General features: G+C 37.3%; 14 protein-coding genes. 11 read left to right on the plus strand and 3 right to left on the minus strand.

Going from position 1 to position 15763, the window contains the following annotated elements; translation table 11 throughout:
* Positions 1 to 17: 17 nt before the first annotated feature.
* Positions 18 to 761, minus strand: coding sequence for a leucyl/phenylalanyl-tRNA--protein transferase (gene aat, locus KO502_RS07400; protein WP_216021933.1), 744 nt, complete (start codon positions 759 to 761; stop codon positions 18 to 20).
* 110 nt (positions 762 to 871) lie between these two features.
* Positions 872 to 1819, minus strand: a complete 948-nt coding sequence (trxB, locus tag KO502_RS07405; RefSeq protein ID WP_216021934.1) for a thioredoxin-disulfide reductase — start codon at positions 1817 to 1819, stop codon at positions 872 to 874.
* Positions 1820 to 2138: 319 nt separating this feature from the next.
* On the opposite strand from trxB, the gene KO502_RS07410 reads away from it, so the two are divergent.
* The 5 genes from KO502_RS07410 to serS all read left to right on the plus strand — a co-directional run bounded on the left by KO502_RS07410 (position 2139) and on the right by serS (position 8910).
* Complete coding sequence (locus tag KO502_RS07410; protein WP_216021935.1) at positions 2139 to 4886, plus strand: DNA translocase FtsK; 2748 nt, start codon at positions 2139 to 2141, stop codon at positions 4884 to 4886.
* Positions 4887 to 4932: 46 nt separating this feature from the next.
* Positions 4933 to 5673 (plus strand): outer membrane lipoprotein chaperone LolA, encoded by a 741-nt coding sequence (gene lolA, locus KO502_RS07415; RefSeq protein ID WP_216021936.1) that lies wholly within the window; start codon positions 4933 to 4935, stop codon positions 5671 to 5673.
* A gap of 103 nt (positions 5674 to 5776) precedes the next feature.
* Positions 5777 to 7117, plus strand: a complete 1341-nt coding sequence (locus KO502_RS07420) for a replication-associated recombination protein A (RefSeq protein WP_216021953.1) — start codon at positions 5777 to 5779, stop codon at positions 7115 to 7117.
* Positions 7098 to 7499: a fluoride efflux transporter CrcB gene (crcB, locus tag KO502_RS07425; RefSeq protein ID WP_216021937.1), complete on the plus strand. Its 402-nt coding sequence runs from the start codon at positions 7098 to 7100 to the stop codon at positions 7497 to 7499. The genes KO502_RS07420 and crcB overlap by 20 nt, the downstream gene beginning before the upstream one ends.
* A gap of 130 nt (positions 7500 to 7629) precedes the next feature.
* On the plus strand, positions 7630 to 8910 hold the full coding sequence (serS, locus tag KO502_RS07430; protein ID WP_216021938.1) for a serine--tRNA ligase: 1281 nt from the start codon (positions 7630 to 7632) through the stop codon (positions 8908 to 8910).
* A 71-nt stretch (positions 8911 to 8981) separates the two neighbouring features.
* On the opposite strand, the gene KO502_RS07435 is transcribed toward serS, so the two are convergent.
* Positions 8982 to 9947, minus strand: a complete 966-nt coding sequence (locus KO502_RS07435) for an integron integrase (RefSeq protein WP_216021939.1) — start codon at positions 9945 to 9947, stop codon at positions 8982 to 8984.
* Positions 9948 to 10203: 256 nt separating this feature from the next.
* Between KO502_RS07435 and KO502_RS07440 the strand changes: the two genes are divergently transcribed.
* From KO502_RS07440 to KO502_RS07465, 6 genes are all read left to right on the plus strand, one after another.
* On the plus strand, positions 10204 to 10695 hold the full coding sequence (locus KO502_RS07440) for a rod shape-determining protein (RefSeq protein WP_252730605.1): 492 nt from the start codon (positions 10204 to 10206) through the stop codon (positions 10693 to 10695).
* A gap of 107 nt (positions 10696 to 10802) precedes the next feature.
* Complete coding sequence (locus KO502_RS07445; RefSeq protein WP_216021941.1) at positions 10803 to 11159, plus strand: hypothetical protein; 357 nt, start codon at positions 10803 to 10805, stop codon at positions 11157 to 11159.
* A 112-nt stretch (positions 11160 to 11271) separates the two neighbouring features.
* A complete protein-coding gene (locus KO502_RS07450) occupies positions 11272 to 11607 on the plus strand; it encodes a hypothetical protein (RefSeq protein WP_216021942.1) in 336 nt (111 codons plus the stop codon).
* Positions 11608 to 12501: 894 nt separating this feature from the next.
* The gene (locus KO502_RS07455) at positions 12502 to 12825 is read left to right on the plus strand and encodes a hypothetical protein (protein ID WP_216021943.1); all 324 of its coding nucleotides are present in this window, start codon (positions 12502 to 12504) and stop codon (positions 12823 to 12825) included.
* 363 nt (positions 12826 to 13188) lie between these two features.
* Entirely contained in the window at positions 13189 to 14109 is a 921-nt protein-coding gene (locus KO502_RS07460) for a DUF5677 domain-containing protein (protein WP_216021944.1), read from the plus strand.
* A gap of 709 nt (positions 14110 to 14818) precedes the next feature.
* Entirely contained in the window at positions 14819 to 15460 is a 642-nt protein-coding gene (locus tag KO502_RS07465) for a hypothetical protein (RefSeq protein ID WP_216021945.1), read from the plus strand.
* Positions 15461 to 15763 lie beyond the last annotated feature (303 nt).

Here is a 15763-nt window from a genome sequence, read left to right on the forward strand (position 1 = left end):
TGTCTCGATAATATCAGTTAAAGGGTTAAGGTACGCGCTCGCCAAAAATTATCAGGGACATTTTGCTCTTTTGCAAATCGCTGCTTTTGTAAAAAGGCATCGCGAGTTATTTCAATAGCGCCCATATCTTCTAAAAAAGGGTTCAATAACTGGCAATCGATAAAACTTATATCAATAGAAGCAAGTAACTTTCCTAGTGCAGCCAACGCAAACTTTGACGCATTAGGTTGTTGGTAAAACATCGATTCACCGGAGAAAAAACCATTGATTGCAACGCCATATAGGCCGCCGACTAACTGTTTAGTCGAGGATGTTTGTTCATTTGTTATGGTATCGATGGTTTGCCAAACTTCAATAGAATGTGCGTAACCTAATTGATGTAATGTTAAATAAGCGGTTTGCATTTCATCAACAATCCAGGTTTCATCATTACGAAAGGGCGCGTCAGCACAATATTGTATAACTTGTTCAAAGCTTTGATTGAGTGTTATTTTAAACGGAGATTTTTTAATTGCTTTGCGTAACGTACGATTAATACGTAATTGTTCGATATTAATGATGGCCCTGGGATCGGGTGACCACCACATAAGTGGATCGCCATCACTATACCAAGGGAAAATCCCCTGACCGTAGGCGGCTAATAGACGCTCAGGAGATAAATCACCACCAAGTGCTAATAAGCCATTAGGCTCAGTAAGGGCATATTCAAAAGGAGGGAAGGTCAAACTATTATCATCAAGTTGATACAAAATTTGACTCATTTCCGTCCTTAATTTGGTTAGTTAATACCACTATATTGCTTTTTTAACTATTTAATTACTCAATTTCTAATTAGCAACTAAACAATTAAGTAAAGTGGTAAAAGTAATATCTATAATGCGTCTAAGTAACGTTCAGCATCAAGAGCAGCCATACAACCAGCGCCTGCTGAAGTAATTGCTTGACGATAAATATGATCGGCAACATCACCCGCAGCATAAATACCTTCAACACTTGTTTGTGTCGCATTACCTTGAGTACCACTTTGAATAGTTAAATAACCATCTTTCATAGCAAGTTGGTCTTTAAAAATATCAGTGTTTGGTTTATGACCAATGGCAATAAATACACCAGCAACTTCAAGCTCTTCTGTTACGTCTGAATCAGTTTCTTTTAAACGTAAGCCGGTAACACCCATGTTATCACCAAGTACTTCGTCTAAAGTACGGTCTGTGTGTAACACAATATTACCGTTTTTAACTTTCTCATATAAACGATCGGTTAATATTTTTTCACTACGGAAAGTATCACGACGGTGAATTAAATGTACTTCACTAGCAATGTTAGATAAGTAAAGCGCTTCTTCAACTGCAGTATTACCACCACCAACAACCGCAACTTTTTGGTTTTTGTAGAAGAAACCGTCACACGTAGCACAGGCAGAAACACCACGCCCCATAAAGGCTTCTTCAGACGGTAAACCTAAATATTGTGCTGAAGCACCAGTACAAATAATTAACGCATCACAAGTATATTCACTGCTACCTTTTAATTTATAAGGCTTAGAAGAGAAGTCTACAGATTCGATATGATCAAAAATAATCTCTGTATCAAATTTCTCAGCATGCTTTTGCATACGCTCCATTAATGCAGGGCCTGTTAAGTCATCAGCATCACCAGGCCAGTTTTCAACTTCAGTGGTCGTTGTTAATTGACCACCTTGTTGCATACCTGTGATCATTACAGGCTTTAAGTTAGCACGGGCTGCATATACCGCAGCAGTATAACCAGCAGGGCCTGAGCCTAATATTAAAAGGGGACAATGTCTTACGTCGCTCATGAGATCTCCAATAAAATTTGAGTAGCTAATTTATTAGCTGATGATTGGTTAAGTAGTTAACACTTAACTACTTATAATAATTTATTAATTGGGATGATAAGGAAATAAAACAAGGGGGTAAATAACTTCTTCGTTATAACTTAAATTAAAATGTAAGTATTTAAGCTATTTATATAACTAGTCTAAATCACCTGTTTTAACTTGCTGTATAAAAAAACATGCATTTATAGTAATTTGTTGCTGCCAACCAAGCGCTAATTTGATACTTTAGCTGTTCTATACCTAATTTTTACGTGTTATTTTCCAATGGTACTTACAATTGTCTTCTGAACTTATAGAAAAAAATGATGCTTCATTTGATGCATTAGCAAACAAACAGCTTTCTGGCGTGCAACGTTTACTTGAAGCGGGCCTATTATTTTTCACCGTTTTTGCTATGTTTATGATGTTGGCATTATTTAGTTTTGATCCCGCAGATCCCGGTTGGGCACAAACCGGCTATCAAACTGAAGTCCGTAATTTGGGCGGCGCAGTTGGTGCTTATTTATCTGATTTGCTTTTAAATCTTTTTGGTTTTATTGCTTACAGCTTACCTTTTGTTATTGCTATTGTTGGCTGGTTATTGTTTCAACGTTTTCATGAATTAATGAAACTTGATTATTTAACTTTAGGCTTAAAACTTATTGGCTTTTTCATGTTTTATCTTGGTATAACTTCGTTAGCCAGTATGAACTTTGATGATATATTTTATTTTTCAGCTGGCGGTATTTTAGGTAATGCGCTTAGCGCTACCTTATTACCGTACTTTTCGTTTGTCGGCTCCACCTTAGTATTTTTATTATTTACCTGTGCAGGCTTTGTATTATTAACTGGGTTTTCTTGGCTTAAATTTGTTGATGCTGTTGGTAAATATACGATTGTCGCCGCACTGTGGTTAACAACCATACCTAAAATGATTAAGGAAAATTTTGGTACCAGTGACACAACAACGAATGACACAAATAACGATAAAGGCATTTTTGATTTTATAAAAAATAATACGGCAGAGGAAAGCCAAAAAGCGAAAGAGCAATTAGCTAGCAGACAACAAATAGATAGTGAATTTGAAACACAAAACGAAGCAGTCTCAGAAGAGTCAATCGCTACACAAGATAACCCTGTGCCATTGCGTTCAAAACAACACGAATCAAATCAGTTATCACCTGATGAATTGCCTTCAGGTATTTTTGCTAAAACAGCGACCATGCCAATTCCTGACTTTTTCAACGCCGAAGAAGAGGAGGGCGGTGCAGAACGAACTTCAACGAGGCCTGCTAGTAAAGTTAATACTAAAAATGAGCCTTTCATCGATATTGCTGATTTAATGTCAGAGCCAACACAGGGCAATATACAAGATCATGTTAATGATAGTGAAATTACCGCAGCTTTTGCTGACGTTGAAAAACTGAATGTAGCTGATGATAAAAGCCCGTCAAAAACAGCGGTTAAACCTTTAAAACCTATAACACACAGTATTAATGACGATAATGGTCAGGTTAATTTAGTGCCTGCAGAAGAAGTAAACGAAGTGGGCATGCCATCTATTGATTTACTTGATAGGCCCGATAAAGCTAAAAACCCAATTAATCAAGAAGACTTAGATCAAGTTAGTCGTTTGGTTGAAGCTAAACTACTTGATTTTGGTGTTACCGCTCAAGTGGTTTCAGTTTATCCAGGCCCGGTAATTACGCGTTTTGAATTAGATTTAGCGCCAGGCGTTAAGGTTAATAAAATAACGAGTCTGTCTAAAGATTTAGCCCGTGCTTTATCTGCAATTAGCGTACGTGTTGTTGAAGTGATACCAGGTAAATCAGTTATTGGTTTAGAACTACCGAATAAACATCGTGAAATAGTGTACTTAAGTGAAGTACTTGATTGTCCCGCTTTTGCTGAGTCTTCATCGCCACTTGCTATGGTACTAGGTAGTGATATTGCTGGTGAGCCTGTTGTGGTTGATTTAGGCAAAATGCCGCATTTATTAGTAGCAGGTACTACGGGCTCTGGTAAATCTGTTGGTGTTAACACCATGATTGTTAGTTTGCTTTATAAATCGACGCCAGAAGATGTGCGTATGATCATGATCGACCCTAAAATGCTTGAGCTTTCGGTGTATGAAGGTATTCCACATTTACTCGCTGAAGTTGTTACCGACATGAAAGATGCTGCTAATGCACTGCGTTGGTGTGTTGGTGAAATGGAACGCCGCTACAAAGTAATGTCGGCGGTTGGTGTACGTAACTTAAAAGGCTACAACAAAAAAATCCTTGCTGCAATTGAAGCAGGTGAACCACTTATTGATCCTACTTGGCAACCTACAGATAGTATGGATCAAACTCCGCCAATGTTAGAAAAACTACCGAGCATTGTAGTTATTGTTGATGAATTTGCCGACATGATGATGATTGTTGGTAAAAAAGTTGAAGAGCTTATTGCCCGTATTGCGCAAAAAGCGCGTGCAGCAGGTATTCATTTAATTTTAGCAACACAGCGTCCATCAGTTGATGTTATTACCGGTTTAATTAAAGCCAATATTCCAACCCGTATGGCGTTCCAAGTATCATCTGGCTTAAACTCACGTACTATTCTAGATCAACAAGGTGCAGAGCAATTATTAGGTATGGGTGACATGCTTTATTTACCGCCAGGTACGGGCGTACCAACTCGTGTGCATGGTGCATTTGTTGACGATCATGAAGTACACGCTGTAGTTAAAGACTGGAAATCTCGTGGTGAACCTAATTACATAGAAGAAATTTTATCAGGTGAGCACGATCAAGATATTTTATTACCGGGCGAGCAAGCAGAAGCAAGTGAAGGTGAAGAGATTGATGCACTTTATGATGAAGCTGTTAATTTTGTTACTGAAAAGCGTCGTGTTTCAATCTCAAGTGTACAAAGACAGTTTAGAATTGGTTACAACCGCTCGGCACGAATTGTTGAACAAATGGAAATGCAAGGTGTCGTATCTACACCGGGTAATAATGGTGCGCGTGAAGTATTAGCGCCACCACCAGTACGTGACTTTTAAGCTCACGTTTATAAAGAATAATTAAAGATCATTTTAGAAGTAGACTATGCCATTAAATTTTAATAATCATTCCCTTTTTCGAAAAGTAGCTTTAACGAGCTTATTAGTACCTGCTCTTGTTGTTAATCAAGCAAGTGCCAATACCGCACAAAATATCATTGAACCCGTTGCGTTAACTGCGCAATCAAGCCAAGCCAAACAACACCTAATGGCAAAACTTGCGACCTTAACGTATTTTAGTGCGGATTTTACGCAACAGATACTTAGTGACCAAGGCGAAACTTTGCAACAAGGCTCAGGTAACCTGGCAATTAGCAAACCTAACTTAGCGAATTGGAAAACCATAACACCTGATGAAACACTCATTGTAAGTGATGGTAATACTCTATGGTTTTATGATCCCTTTATTGAACAAGCCAGTGCATTTAGCCTTGCTAAATCTATTCATAATACACCAATATTACTGCTTACCAGTGATGAGCCTCAATTATGGGCACAGTATGACGTGCTAGAGAGTGATATTGCCAAAGATGAAGCCGGTAATAAAATATCTCGTTTTGTGGTGTTCCCAAAAAATGAAAGTGGTCAGATTAAAAAATTGACATTAAGTTTTCTACATACAACTAAACCAGCTGAACAAGCAGAGTTAACTGAGTTTTCATTTCAAGACGCTACAGGGCAAATTAGCCAAATTAATCTCAGTAACTTTAACAGTGCAACAAAACCTGCTGATGCATTATTCTCTTTTAGCTTACCTGAAGGTGTAAGACTTGAAGACAAACGATAATTTATCATCAGGACAGCAAGACTCATTATTTTCTTTAGATGATAATGAAAGTTCGTTAACTAGTGACGATAAGGGCGATTTAGATTCAAAGACAAGTAGTTTTATGCCACTTGCCGCTAAAATGCGCCCGTTAACGTTAGCTGACTATGTTGGCCAACAGCATATTTTAGGTGGTAATTCACCCCTAACGCAATCTATCGTACAAGGCCATTGCCACTCCCTTATTTTTTGGGGGCCACCAGGCAGCGGTAAAACCACACTTGCTGAAATTATTGCACAACATGCCAATGCCGAAATTGAACGTGTATCTGCGGTAACCTCGGGTATTAAAGAAATCCGTAGCGCGATTGATAAAGCCAAATTACGTGCACAAGGCGAGGGTGATAATAAGCGAAGAACAGTATTATTTGTAGATGAAGTACATCGTTTTAATAAATCTCAGCAAGATGCTTTTTTACCGCATATTGAAGACGGCACTATTATTTTTATTGGTGCGACGACAGAAAACCCTGCGTTTGAATTAAATCAGGCATTATTATCTCGTGCTCGTTTATATACGTTAAAAAAACTCACCCGTGAAGATTTAGCGCAAGTATTACAACGTGCTATCTTGTTATGTGAAACAGAACAACAAATAAAAATTGAGCTAAGTGATGATGCAAAACAAAGTTTACTCAATAGAAGTGATGGTGATGCTAGACGCTTACTTAATCTTTTAGAAAACTGTCTTGATAGTGTATCTTCTGTCGAAGATCATGAAAAGATTGCAGTTAAACAAGTTAGCGTTGAGTTAATCGCCCAAGTTGCAGGCAGTAAAATTGCCTTGTATGACAAAGGCGGCGATGCGTTTTATAACTTAATTAGCGCTTTTCATAAGTCGGTGCGTGGCTCAAGCCCTGATGCCGCGCTCTATTGGTACGCAAGAATATTAACCGCAGGTGGCGATGCACTTTATGTTGCCAGGCGTTTGCTGGCTATTGCCAGTGAAGATATTGGCAATGCTGATCCACGCGCTATGCAATTAGCTATCAATGCTTGGGATACTTTTCACCGAGTTGGACCAAGTGAAGGAGAACGAGCTATAGCGCAAGCAACCGTGTATTTAGCATTAGCTCCCAAAAGTAATGCAGTTTATCAGGCTTTTAATAAGGCTAAAGCATTAGCACAACAAACTTGTGATTTAGATGTGCCCGAGCACTTAAAAAATGCAACTAGTAATATTACCGAAGAACTAGGGCACGGCAAAGAGTATCGATATGCACATAATGAAGAGAATGCTTTTGCCGCAGGAGAAAATTATTTTCCCGAAGCTTTAGCACGTGCTGATAGCTCACATACAACCTTATACGAGCCTACCGATCGCGGTTTAGAAAAACAGCTTAAAGATAAAATCGATTTTTTAAATCAACTTAATAGGAACAGCCATGAGCAACGCTATAAGTAATTACATGTTGTATATTTATATAGCACTTGGTGGGGCTTGTGGCGCTAGCTTACGCTTTTACATTTCACAATTAGTACTAAGTTGGCTTGGAAAAGGGTTCCCTTTTGCGACATTGATGGTTAATATCATCGGCTCATTTACTATGGGCTTGTTATATCAACTAATAGAACATGAAATTCTTAACATTACCGTACATAGAACATTAATTGGGATTGGGTTTTTAGGCGCATTTACCACTTTTTCTACATTTTCATTAGACTCCTTGTTATTATTGCAACAAGGCGATGTACTCAAAGCGGCAATCAATATTCTATTAAACGTTTCACTGTGTATTGCTGCAGCAGCGTTAGGTATGTATATCGTAACAACATTAGTAAAGTAGTAACAAAGCCATTGTAAAATATAAATAATGCAAACATTGGATTTAACTTTGAATACATTAAAAGTGTTCGATACTTTAGGTCGAGTGTTAGAAAAATATTGATAACTTTAAAACAAGAATGTGAATAATTATGCTTGATGTAAAACACCTTAGAACAGATTTAGATAACACCGCACAACAGCTTGCTAAACGTGGCTTTGAATTAGACGTAGCCACATTATCGGCTTTAGAAGAGCAACGAAAAGCAATTCAAATTAAAACCCAAGAATTGCAAAGCGAGCGTAACACGCGTTCTAAATCTATCGGCCAGGCAAAAGCTCGTGGCGAAGATATTGCGCCATTACTTGCGCATGTTAGCCAACTTGGTGAAGACTTAGATGCCGCTAAAACTGAACAAGATGACGTGCTTGCTAAAATAGATGCTATTGCGAGCGCTATTCCAAACTTACTTGATGAATCAGTACCTGAAGGTAAAGATGAGTCTGAAAACGTTGAACTGAAACGTTGGGGTACACCACGTGAGTTTGATTTTGAAGTAAAAGATCATGTTGATTTAGGTTTTGCGGCAGGTAAAGGGTTAGATTTTGAAAGTGGCGCTAAATTAGCAGGAACACGTTTTGCGGTAATGCGTGGCAAAATAGCTAGATTACATCGTGCTATTGCCCAATTCATGCTTGATACACACACAGAAGAGCATGGCTATCAAGAAATGTATGTTCCCTATTTAGTCAATGCTGATTCATTATACGGTACAGGACAATTACCAAAATTTGGTGAAGACTTATTTCATACCGATTTATCAAACAAAAAATTATCATTAATTCCAACATCAGAAGTTCCATTAACTAACTTAGTGCGTGATGAAATTGTTGATGAAGCAGACTTACCAATTAAAATGACGGCGCATACACCATGTTTTAGAAGTGAAGCAGGCTCTGGTGGTCGTGATATTCGAGGTTTAATTCGTCAACATCAATTTGATAAAGTTGAAATGGTACAAATTGTTAAGCCTGAAAATTCAATGGAAGCACTTGACCAATTAACGCGCCACGCTGAAATCATTCTTGAAAAGCTAGAATTACCTTACCGTACTGTACAATTATGTAGTGGTGATGTTGGTTTTAGTGCAGCAAAAACATTCGATTTAGAAGTGTGGTTACCAGCACAAGATACGTACCGTGAAATTTCATCATGTTCAAACATGGGTGACTTCCAAGCACGTAGAATGCAAGCTCGTTTTAGAAACAGTGAAACCAATAAACCAGAATTATTACACACATTAAACGGCTCAGGTTTAGCAGTAGGGCGCACGTTAGTTGCTATTTTAGAAAACTATCAACAAGCTGATGGTAGTATTAACGTACCAACGGTATTGCAGCCATACATGGGTGGATTAACCAACATCGGTTAATAGCATTAACGCTGTTACTATAAACAATGACATAAACGCGCTTAAGTTACTTGGGCGCGTTTTTTAGTCATTTATAGTAGATCTGATAACGGACTACGAACACCGTTAGCCCCGTGCTCAAGAACGTGAGTATATATTTGTGTCGTTCTTATATCGGTATGCCCTAATTGCTCTTGTACAGTTCTAATATCAGCACCGCGCTGTAATAAGTGTGTTGCAAAGGAATGGCGGAGAGTATGACAGGATACATTTTTCTCAATCCCCGCTTGTTGAGTGGCCAACTTAACTGATTTTCTCAAGCCTGTTTCATCGATATGATGGCGTCTTAATTTATTCGACTCTGGATCTTCACTTAACCTATCTGAGGGGAATAGATAGTGCCAGTTTTCTTCTCTACTAGCATTTGGGTATTTTCTTGAAAGGGCATATGGCAACCAAACACCTTGATAATCAGGATTCTTTTGATCACACTTAAAATACGATTTAACAATAGATATTTGTAACTTTAGTTCATCGCACAACTCTTTTGCTAAAGTTACTTGACGGTTTTTCCCGCCTTTACCTTGCCAAATTTGTATACCGTAATGATCAAAGTCGATATCTTGAATGCGCAACCTTACAACCTCCATCAAACGCAAGCCGCTACCGTACATTAAGTGACAAGCTAGACTGTGCCTTTTGGGGATGTGAGCTAATAACTTGGTAACTTCAGCCTTAGTTAATACAATAGGCAACTTGGTACTTTGAGCCGATTTGTTAAAATTTAATTCAATAGACAACGGTTTATCTAAAATGGCTTTATAAAGAAATACGATGGCATTTAAGGCGGTAGATTGTGTTTTCGGCGCAACATTGCGGCTATTGGTTAAATAAGATAAAAAATCTTCAACCTCTTTGTCATGGCATAAGTTTGGGTGAGATTTTCCATTATAATTAATATACGCTTTAATCCAGTATAGATATGTTTCAATAGTTCGTTTAGCATAACGTTTTAAACGCATTTGTTCGCTAATATAACTAAGTAGAGGTGATGACATTTATTTTATCTCGATATGTTAAAATTAAACTGTATGTACATACAGTTTAGCATAAGTCCTGCTTTCTGCCATAAAACAGGACATTTTCCCGCTATCACTCATCAACCAGTCATGTTAATAATTATAATATATTGATTTAAAAGCAGTAGTGTAATAATCTGAGTGTTAATTAAAAATAAGCAGTAAAACTTACCTCCGTGGATAGGAGGAAATTTTCCTGCTAATAAACTGTTAAGTGGCTCGGAGGCCGAGAGTATTGTTCACATATCTTAGAAGTCTTTTCTCGAATGATTTACTTGTTGAGTTAAGTGAAAGTAAAATTTCGATTAAGGTTTTTTCGTCAGATATAAAGTTTGAAGAAGAGCCATATATTGCTGTAGAGAATACCAAAAAAGGTGAAATTGTTAAGGCTATAGGAACAGAAGCAAAACGGGAAACTACTACCAATATCACAATAACTAACCCTTTTAAGCACACTAGATCATTTGTTGCAGACTTTATGCTTGCTGAGAAAATTCTTCAACATGGAATCTATCAAATCCATAAGTCTAGAATTCGTCCAGCACCAAGAATCATTATGCACCAACTTGAGAAAGTTGAAGGTGGTTTAACTTCTATAGAAGACCGCGTACTACGGGAGCTTGCTGCTGGTTCAGGAGCAAGAGAAGTTATAATATATTTAGGTGGTAAAATTAACACTAGCGTTGAAAGTTTTGACTCTGTAAAGTCAAGAGTATCAGCCACTTAACAAGTCGCTCAAAAGGACAAAAAACAGTTGGTTTTTGCTCCTGCGTCGCTTATTTTAACCAACTATTTTTTGCCTCTTAGCGAGGCGTTAGGTGCGTAGGCATAGTCATGAGTAATATATCTAGTATTCCGACAGAAGAAGACTTTGCACGCGCCAAACTTAAAATGAAAAAGCGCCTAAAAGCAGAGTCTGATTTTAAAGTAGAAATGCGTTCTTCTCTTACGCGGAGTATTCCATGCCATGACATTTGGGTGTGGTTTAACGAACCTAATTGTACAGTAAGTTATGTATTTCCTACCGATGCTAACTTAAACGATTGTGATAATGACTTTCATAAAAATATCGAGTCTGTTGCTAAACATATCGCTGATAATAATGGCTTTAAAGGTGTTGTAATCGAGTACCATTCGCATGAATATGTTTTAAAAAAGTATAATGGTAATTATGATAGCTACTTCAGGTGAAATACGCACCTAACAAGCTAATTAATAAGGACAAAAAACAGTTGGCTGTTTTCGTTCCTCAACATTTTAGCCAACAATTTTTTGCCCATTATTAGGGCGTTAGGCATACAGGATGAGCAATCGCAATTGGGTCTGCTTTAGTTGCAGAATCACAAATAGAAAGTCTTCTAGATTTGCAGGTGAAGCAATTTGTTCCGAATGTGGTGGCGAACTTAAAAATATTGGCTATAAAATTCCAGTTCCTCCGAAGAGTAAGCCGAAAGAATGGAAGAAACTTCAGGAGAGTCTTGCATCTCAAGCCAGAGAACTTGAACGGGTCAATTTTAAAGCTAAGGTTCAAAAACGTCACGATCTTGAACAGGAGTTAGTAAAACTTAAAGCTTTGCCAGTTAATGATGGTAGGCAAAGTTTAATAAAGCAGCTTGAGAAAAGGTTAAAGAATGCCTAACAAGCTGTTAAACAAGGACAAAAAACAGTTGGTTTTGCTCCTTCGTCGCTAATTTTAACCAACTATTTTTTGCCTGTTAACAGGGCGTTATATGCTTTCCAAGAAAGTATTCTTTAAATTTTAAAGTTTGGTGCGTGGTTATGTTTTTGCGCGTCAAACTCAATGTGTTTTAACTTGCGGTGTGTGATTTTAATTTTAGCGCACACAAGCAGGTTGTGTTTTTCGCTAAACTCGGTTTGGTGTTTGCACTAATAAGCATTGCCTTTTATACCTTTTTCAAAGGTGGCAACGCTATTATTTTAGTTCTGGCTTCAGTGAGTAGCTTCAAAAGTTCACGGTCAGGTTTTTATATTACGGTGCCTTAAAGTTCTTGTAGTGTTTAGTTCAACGTACGCTGCATATAACAAGGCACTCAAACGGAAAATTTACAGTTGGCTGCGGCTCGTACCTCGCGCATTTTAGCCAACTATAATTTTCCGCTTAGTTTTGCGTTATATGCCGCCACTAATCTAAAAAAATTATTTTGTGGTTTAGGCATTTTATTTAAATTTATTGTGCTTATTTCGTTCTTTTTTGTGGTAAGTTTTAGCGCAGTAAAATTGGTTTAGTATTTTTGGTTACACAGTTTTCGCCTAATTTGTTTTGGTGAATCCATTTACAAAAGTGTTAGCGGCTCAAATTCATGGTTAGTGGCAAAGTGGTGGTTCGTTGTTAGCTCTACTCATTCCATTCTACTAACTTTTATATTTTTTAAACGTTATGTGTTTTCTAACCAGTAAACATATAACAAGTTGCTTCATCGGACACGTACAGTTGGCTGCGGCTCGTACCTCGCGCATTTTAGCCAACCATACTTAGCCGCTGAGCAAAGCGTTATGTATTTCAAGGAGTGAGATGATGATTTCCTGGGTAGGTAAAATAACTATTATTCTTTCGTTAGTAACATCTAATGCACTTTACGCAAGTTGTATCCCTTCACCTGAACCTTGTAATGATACAAATACTAGTTCAACCTCTATTGAACCTGCTGTTATCATCATTCCGGTAGTGATTTTAGGTGCTGGTATATGGTATTGGCTTTCTGATAATGAAGAGCCATCAATTAATAGTGAAAACTTAAAATCGGAAGATATATATTCACCTTACTCTTTTACTTTGGCTCCATTAACCAATAACGAAACTGGTGGAATTCAGTTAAAGTTTGCATATGAGTTTTAAATACATAACAAGCCAATCAAGCAGGACAAAATACAGTTGGTTTTTTGCTCGTGCCTCGCTTATTTTAACCAACTATACTTTGCCTCTTATTGGGGCGTTAGTTGGCACAACTTGTTCAAGAATAATTTTGTGTAAATAGGAAAGTTATCTCGCATAAACTGCGCTTGTTTCTGTTCTTTTATGTGGTTAATTTTTTCGTGAAAAAGTAGTTTAGTATTTTTTGCTCTACAGTTTTCGCCTAGCTCTGTTTGTAAATTCAATTAGCAAAAGTGTTCAGGCTCAAATTCACGGTTAGCGGCAAGTTGTGCGGTGCTTTTTAGCTCTTACTTACTCAATTAAATTTCAGTGTTGTTGGTGAGTAAAATGTGTTTAACTATCAACCAACTAACAAGGCAATCAAACGGACAAATTACAGTTGGCTGTCGTTCGTGCCTCACTATTTTAGCCAACTACAATTTGCCGCTTATTGTGGCGTTAGGCATTCAGGAGGTTTCGTTGCAATATCGAAAATTTGATGAATATAAATTGATGCAAGAAGCTGTAGATGGCTTTTGTGGAATTATCTTATTTTCATTTGCAAAAGAAGAATCTGAAATTAAAGAGCTTATTTTGAGAAACTCAATAGCAAAAGCATCAATGAGTTTAAAGGGAATCTTTGCCCAATGGGGTATCAAAAATTTTCAAGATGGGTGGGCGATGTACAGAAATGTTCTCGATAGACTTTTTCACATAGAGCACATAGCCCAGAACAATCAATTTCAAGACTTTGATGATTGGTCTATCTATCAACAAGCTATAAAACAAAATTTAGTTAAAGGCGACAATCGGTTTCAAAACACTAGTCCGCCGCTAAATGAAAAAATGAAGGTTAGAGTAAAAGAATTATTAAAAAACAAACCTAAATGGAAGCGTCCAAAAGCTGAAGATGTAGCTAAAAGTATGGAAATGGATTTCTTATATAAATATGGGTTTGATATGGCAACAATGCATACACACCCGATGTCTGACGACGGAACACAAGATTTCCATTCTATAACTGGAATACCTTCTGATGAAAAGTTTCCTGATCAAATAGCTTTATTACACAATAGTATTTTGGCTGTAACATTGATAATTCAAAATGTACTAAATTATAGCTCTCTCAAGTGGATGAATATCATGTGGGACTTTATCGAGCAGCTAAGGTTGAGCCTAAATGATGGTAATAAAGACTACGGAGTGACTTTTGTTAAAATAGCTAACAGATTTGGTGAGCAATTACCCTTGTGTGCCAAAAATGCCTAACAAGAACATCAAACGGAAAATTTACAGTTGGCTTTTTTCGTTCCTCAAAATTTTAGCCAACTATAATTTTCCGCTTATGTAAGCGTTATATGCTAATAAAATTAGCTTTAATTTAAGGGCTTTTTAGTGCGTAGTTTTTCGCTAAACAAGGTTTGGCGTTGTCACTAATAAGCGTTGCCTTTATTACCTTTTTCAAAGGTGGCAACACTATTAATTCGTTTTGGCTTTAGTGAGTAGCTCAAAAGTTCACGGTCAGGTTTTTATATTACGGCAACTTTAATTTCGTGCAGTGTTTGGTTTTACCATCGTTGCATATAACAAGTTGCTCAAAAGGACTAAAACAGTTTGCTCGTTTTTTGCAAAGTAACGCAAAAAAGCAAGCCAACCATTTTAGCCTCTTAGCAAGGCGTTATATGCCACCACTTGTTCAAGTAATATTTTGTTGTGGTTTTGGTGTTTTAGTAAAGAGTATTGCGCTTGCTTCGTTCTTTTTTGTGGTAAATTTTAGCGCAGTCAAATAGTTTTAAATGCGTGGCTACACAGTTTTCGCCTAACGTGTTTTGGTGAATCCATTTACAAAAGTGTTAGTGGCTCAAATTCATGGTTAGTGGCAAAGTGGTGGTTCGTTGTTAGTTCTACTCATTCCATCCTACTAACTTTTTTATTTTTTAAACGTTATGTGTTTTCTAACCAGTAAACATATAACAAGTTGCTTCATCGGACACGTACAGTTGGCTGCGGCTCGTACCTCGCGCATTTTAGCCAACCATACTTAGCCGCTGAGCAAAGCGTTAGCTGTATTCAAACGGATAGGTGTTATATCAAATATTTTGGCTTATTTTTACTGTTCGTATCCATTGAGGTTTTCGCATGTCGTGATCCTATCCATCATGGAAAGCATCAATCTGATATTTTTCGTGATGCCATCGAAGACGACAGAATTATAGTTGTTGGTACTGTAGCTGATTACACATGCTATATACCTGATAAAGTCACAAATAGAGCATTTAAAGATCACGATGTCTGTTATCAAATTCTTACTATTGAAGTAAATAAAACATTTAATGGTGTACCCAAAAAAAATTACAATCTTGGGCTAGGCAGGAATTCATCTTGTGATAGTGGAGACTTTCACCCAACAAAGTCAATATCAACGAATGGAAGCTCTAAAAAAGTTACAAATTATCAGGTTGGTAAAGAATATCTATTTATTATTTATGAACGAGAGAGAGACAATAAAAAATATAATTATGTGAGGGCTGGTGAAATACTTGGTACTAAAACTTTGCCTTATATAAATAAGTATACAGAGTACAATACAGCTAACAAGTCGTTAAAGCAGGACAAATAACAGTTGGCTTTTGCTCCTGCGTCGCTTATTTTAGCCAACAATTATTTGCCTCTTAACGAGGCGTTATATGCTCTTAGTAATTTTGTTTTAGAGCAAGAGAATTTACGGTGTATTTTTCGCTAAACTCGGTTTGGTGTTTGCACTAATAAGCGTTGCCTTTTATACCTTTTTCAAAGGTGGCAACACTATTAATTTAGTTCTGACTTTGGTGAGTAGCTTCAAAAGTTCACGGTCAGGTTTTTATATTACGGCAACTGCCAGTTTGTGTAGCGTTTTGTATTACTACCGCTGCATATAACAAGT

Source organism: Colwellia sp. E2M01 (assembly GCF_018860585.1).
Taxonomy (GTDB): Bacteria; Pseudomonadota; Gammaproteobacteria; order Enterobacterales; family Alteromonadaceae; genus Colwellia.

What these genes read in the sequence shown, in the direction of transcription:
- aat (WP_216021933.1), bottom strand. Translation starts at nt 761, where the DNA reads ATGAGTCAAATTTTGTATCAACTTGATGATAATAGTTTGACCTTCCCT.
- trxB (WP_216021934.1), bottom strand. Translation starts at nt 1,819, where the DNA reads ATGAGCGACGTAAGACATTGTCCCCTTTTAATATTAGGCTCAGGCCCT.
- lolA (WP_216021936.1), top strand. Translation starts at nt 4,933, where the DNA reads ATGCCATTAAATTTTAATAATCATTCCCTTTTTCGAAAAGTAGCTTTA.
- KO502_RS07420 (WP_216021953.1), top strand. Translation starts at nt 5,777, where the DNA reads ATGCCACTTGCCGCTAAAATGCGCCCGTTAACGTTAGCTGACTATGTT.
- crcB (WP_216021937.1), top strand. Translation starts at nt 7,098, where the DNA reads ATGAGCAACGCTATAAGTAATTACATGTTGTATATTTATATAGCACTT.
- serS (WP_216021938.1), top strand. Translation starts at nt 7,630, where the DNA reads ATGCTTGATGTAAAACACCTTAGAACAGATTTAGATAACACCGCACAA.
- KO502_RS07435 (WP_216021939.1), bottom strand. Translation starts at nt 9,947, where the DNA reads ATGTCATCACCTCTACTTAGTTATATTAGCGAACAAATGCGTTTAAAA.
- KO502_RS07445 (WP_216021941.1), top strand. Translation starts at nt 10,803, where the DNA reads ATGAGTAATATATCTAGTATTCCGACAGAAGAAGACTTTGCACGCGCC.
- KO502_RS07450 (WP_216021942.1), top strand. Translation starts at nt 11,272, where the DNA reads ATGAGCAATCGCAATTGGGTCTGCTTTAGTTGCAGAATCACAAATAGA.
- KO502_RS07455 (WP_216021943.1), top strand. Translation starts at nt 12,502, where the DNA reads ATGATGATTTCCTGGGTAGGTAAAATAACTATTATTCTTTCGTTAGTA.
- KO502_RS07460 (WP_216021944.1), top strand. Translation starts at nt 13,189, where the DNA reads ATGTGTTTAACTATCAACCAACTAACAAGGCAATCAAACGGACAAATT.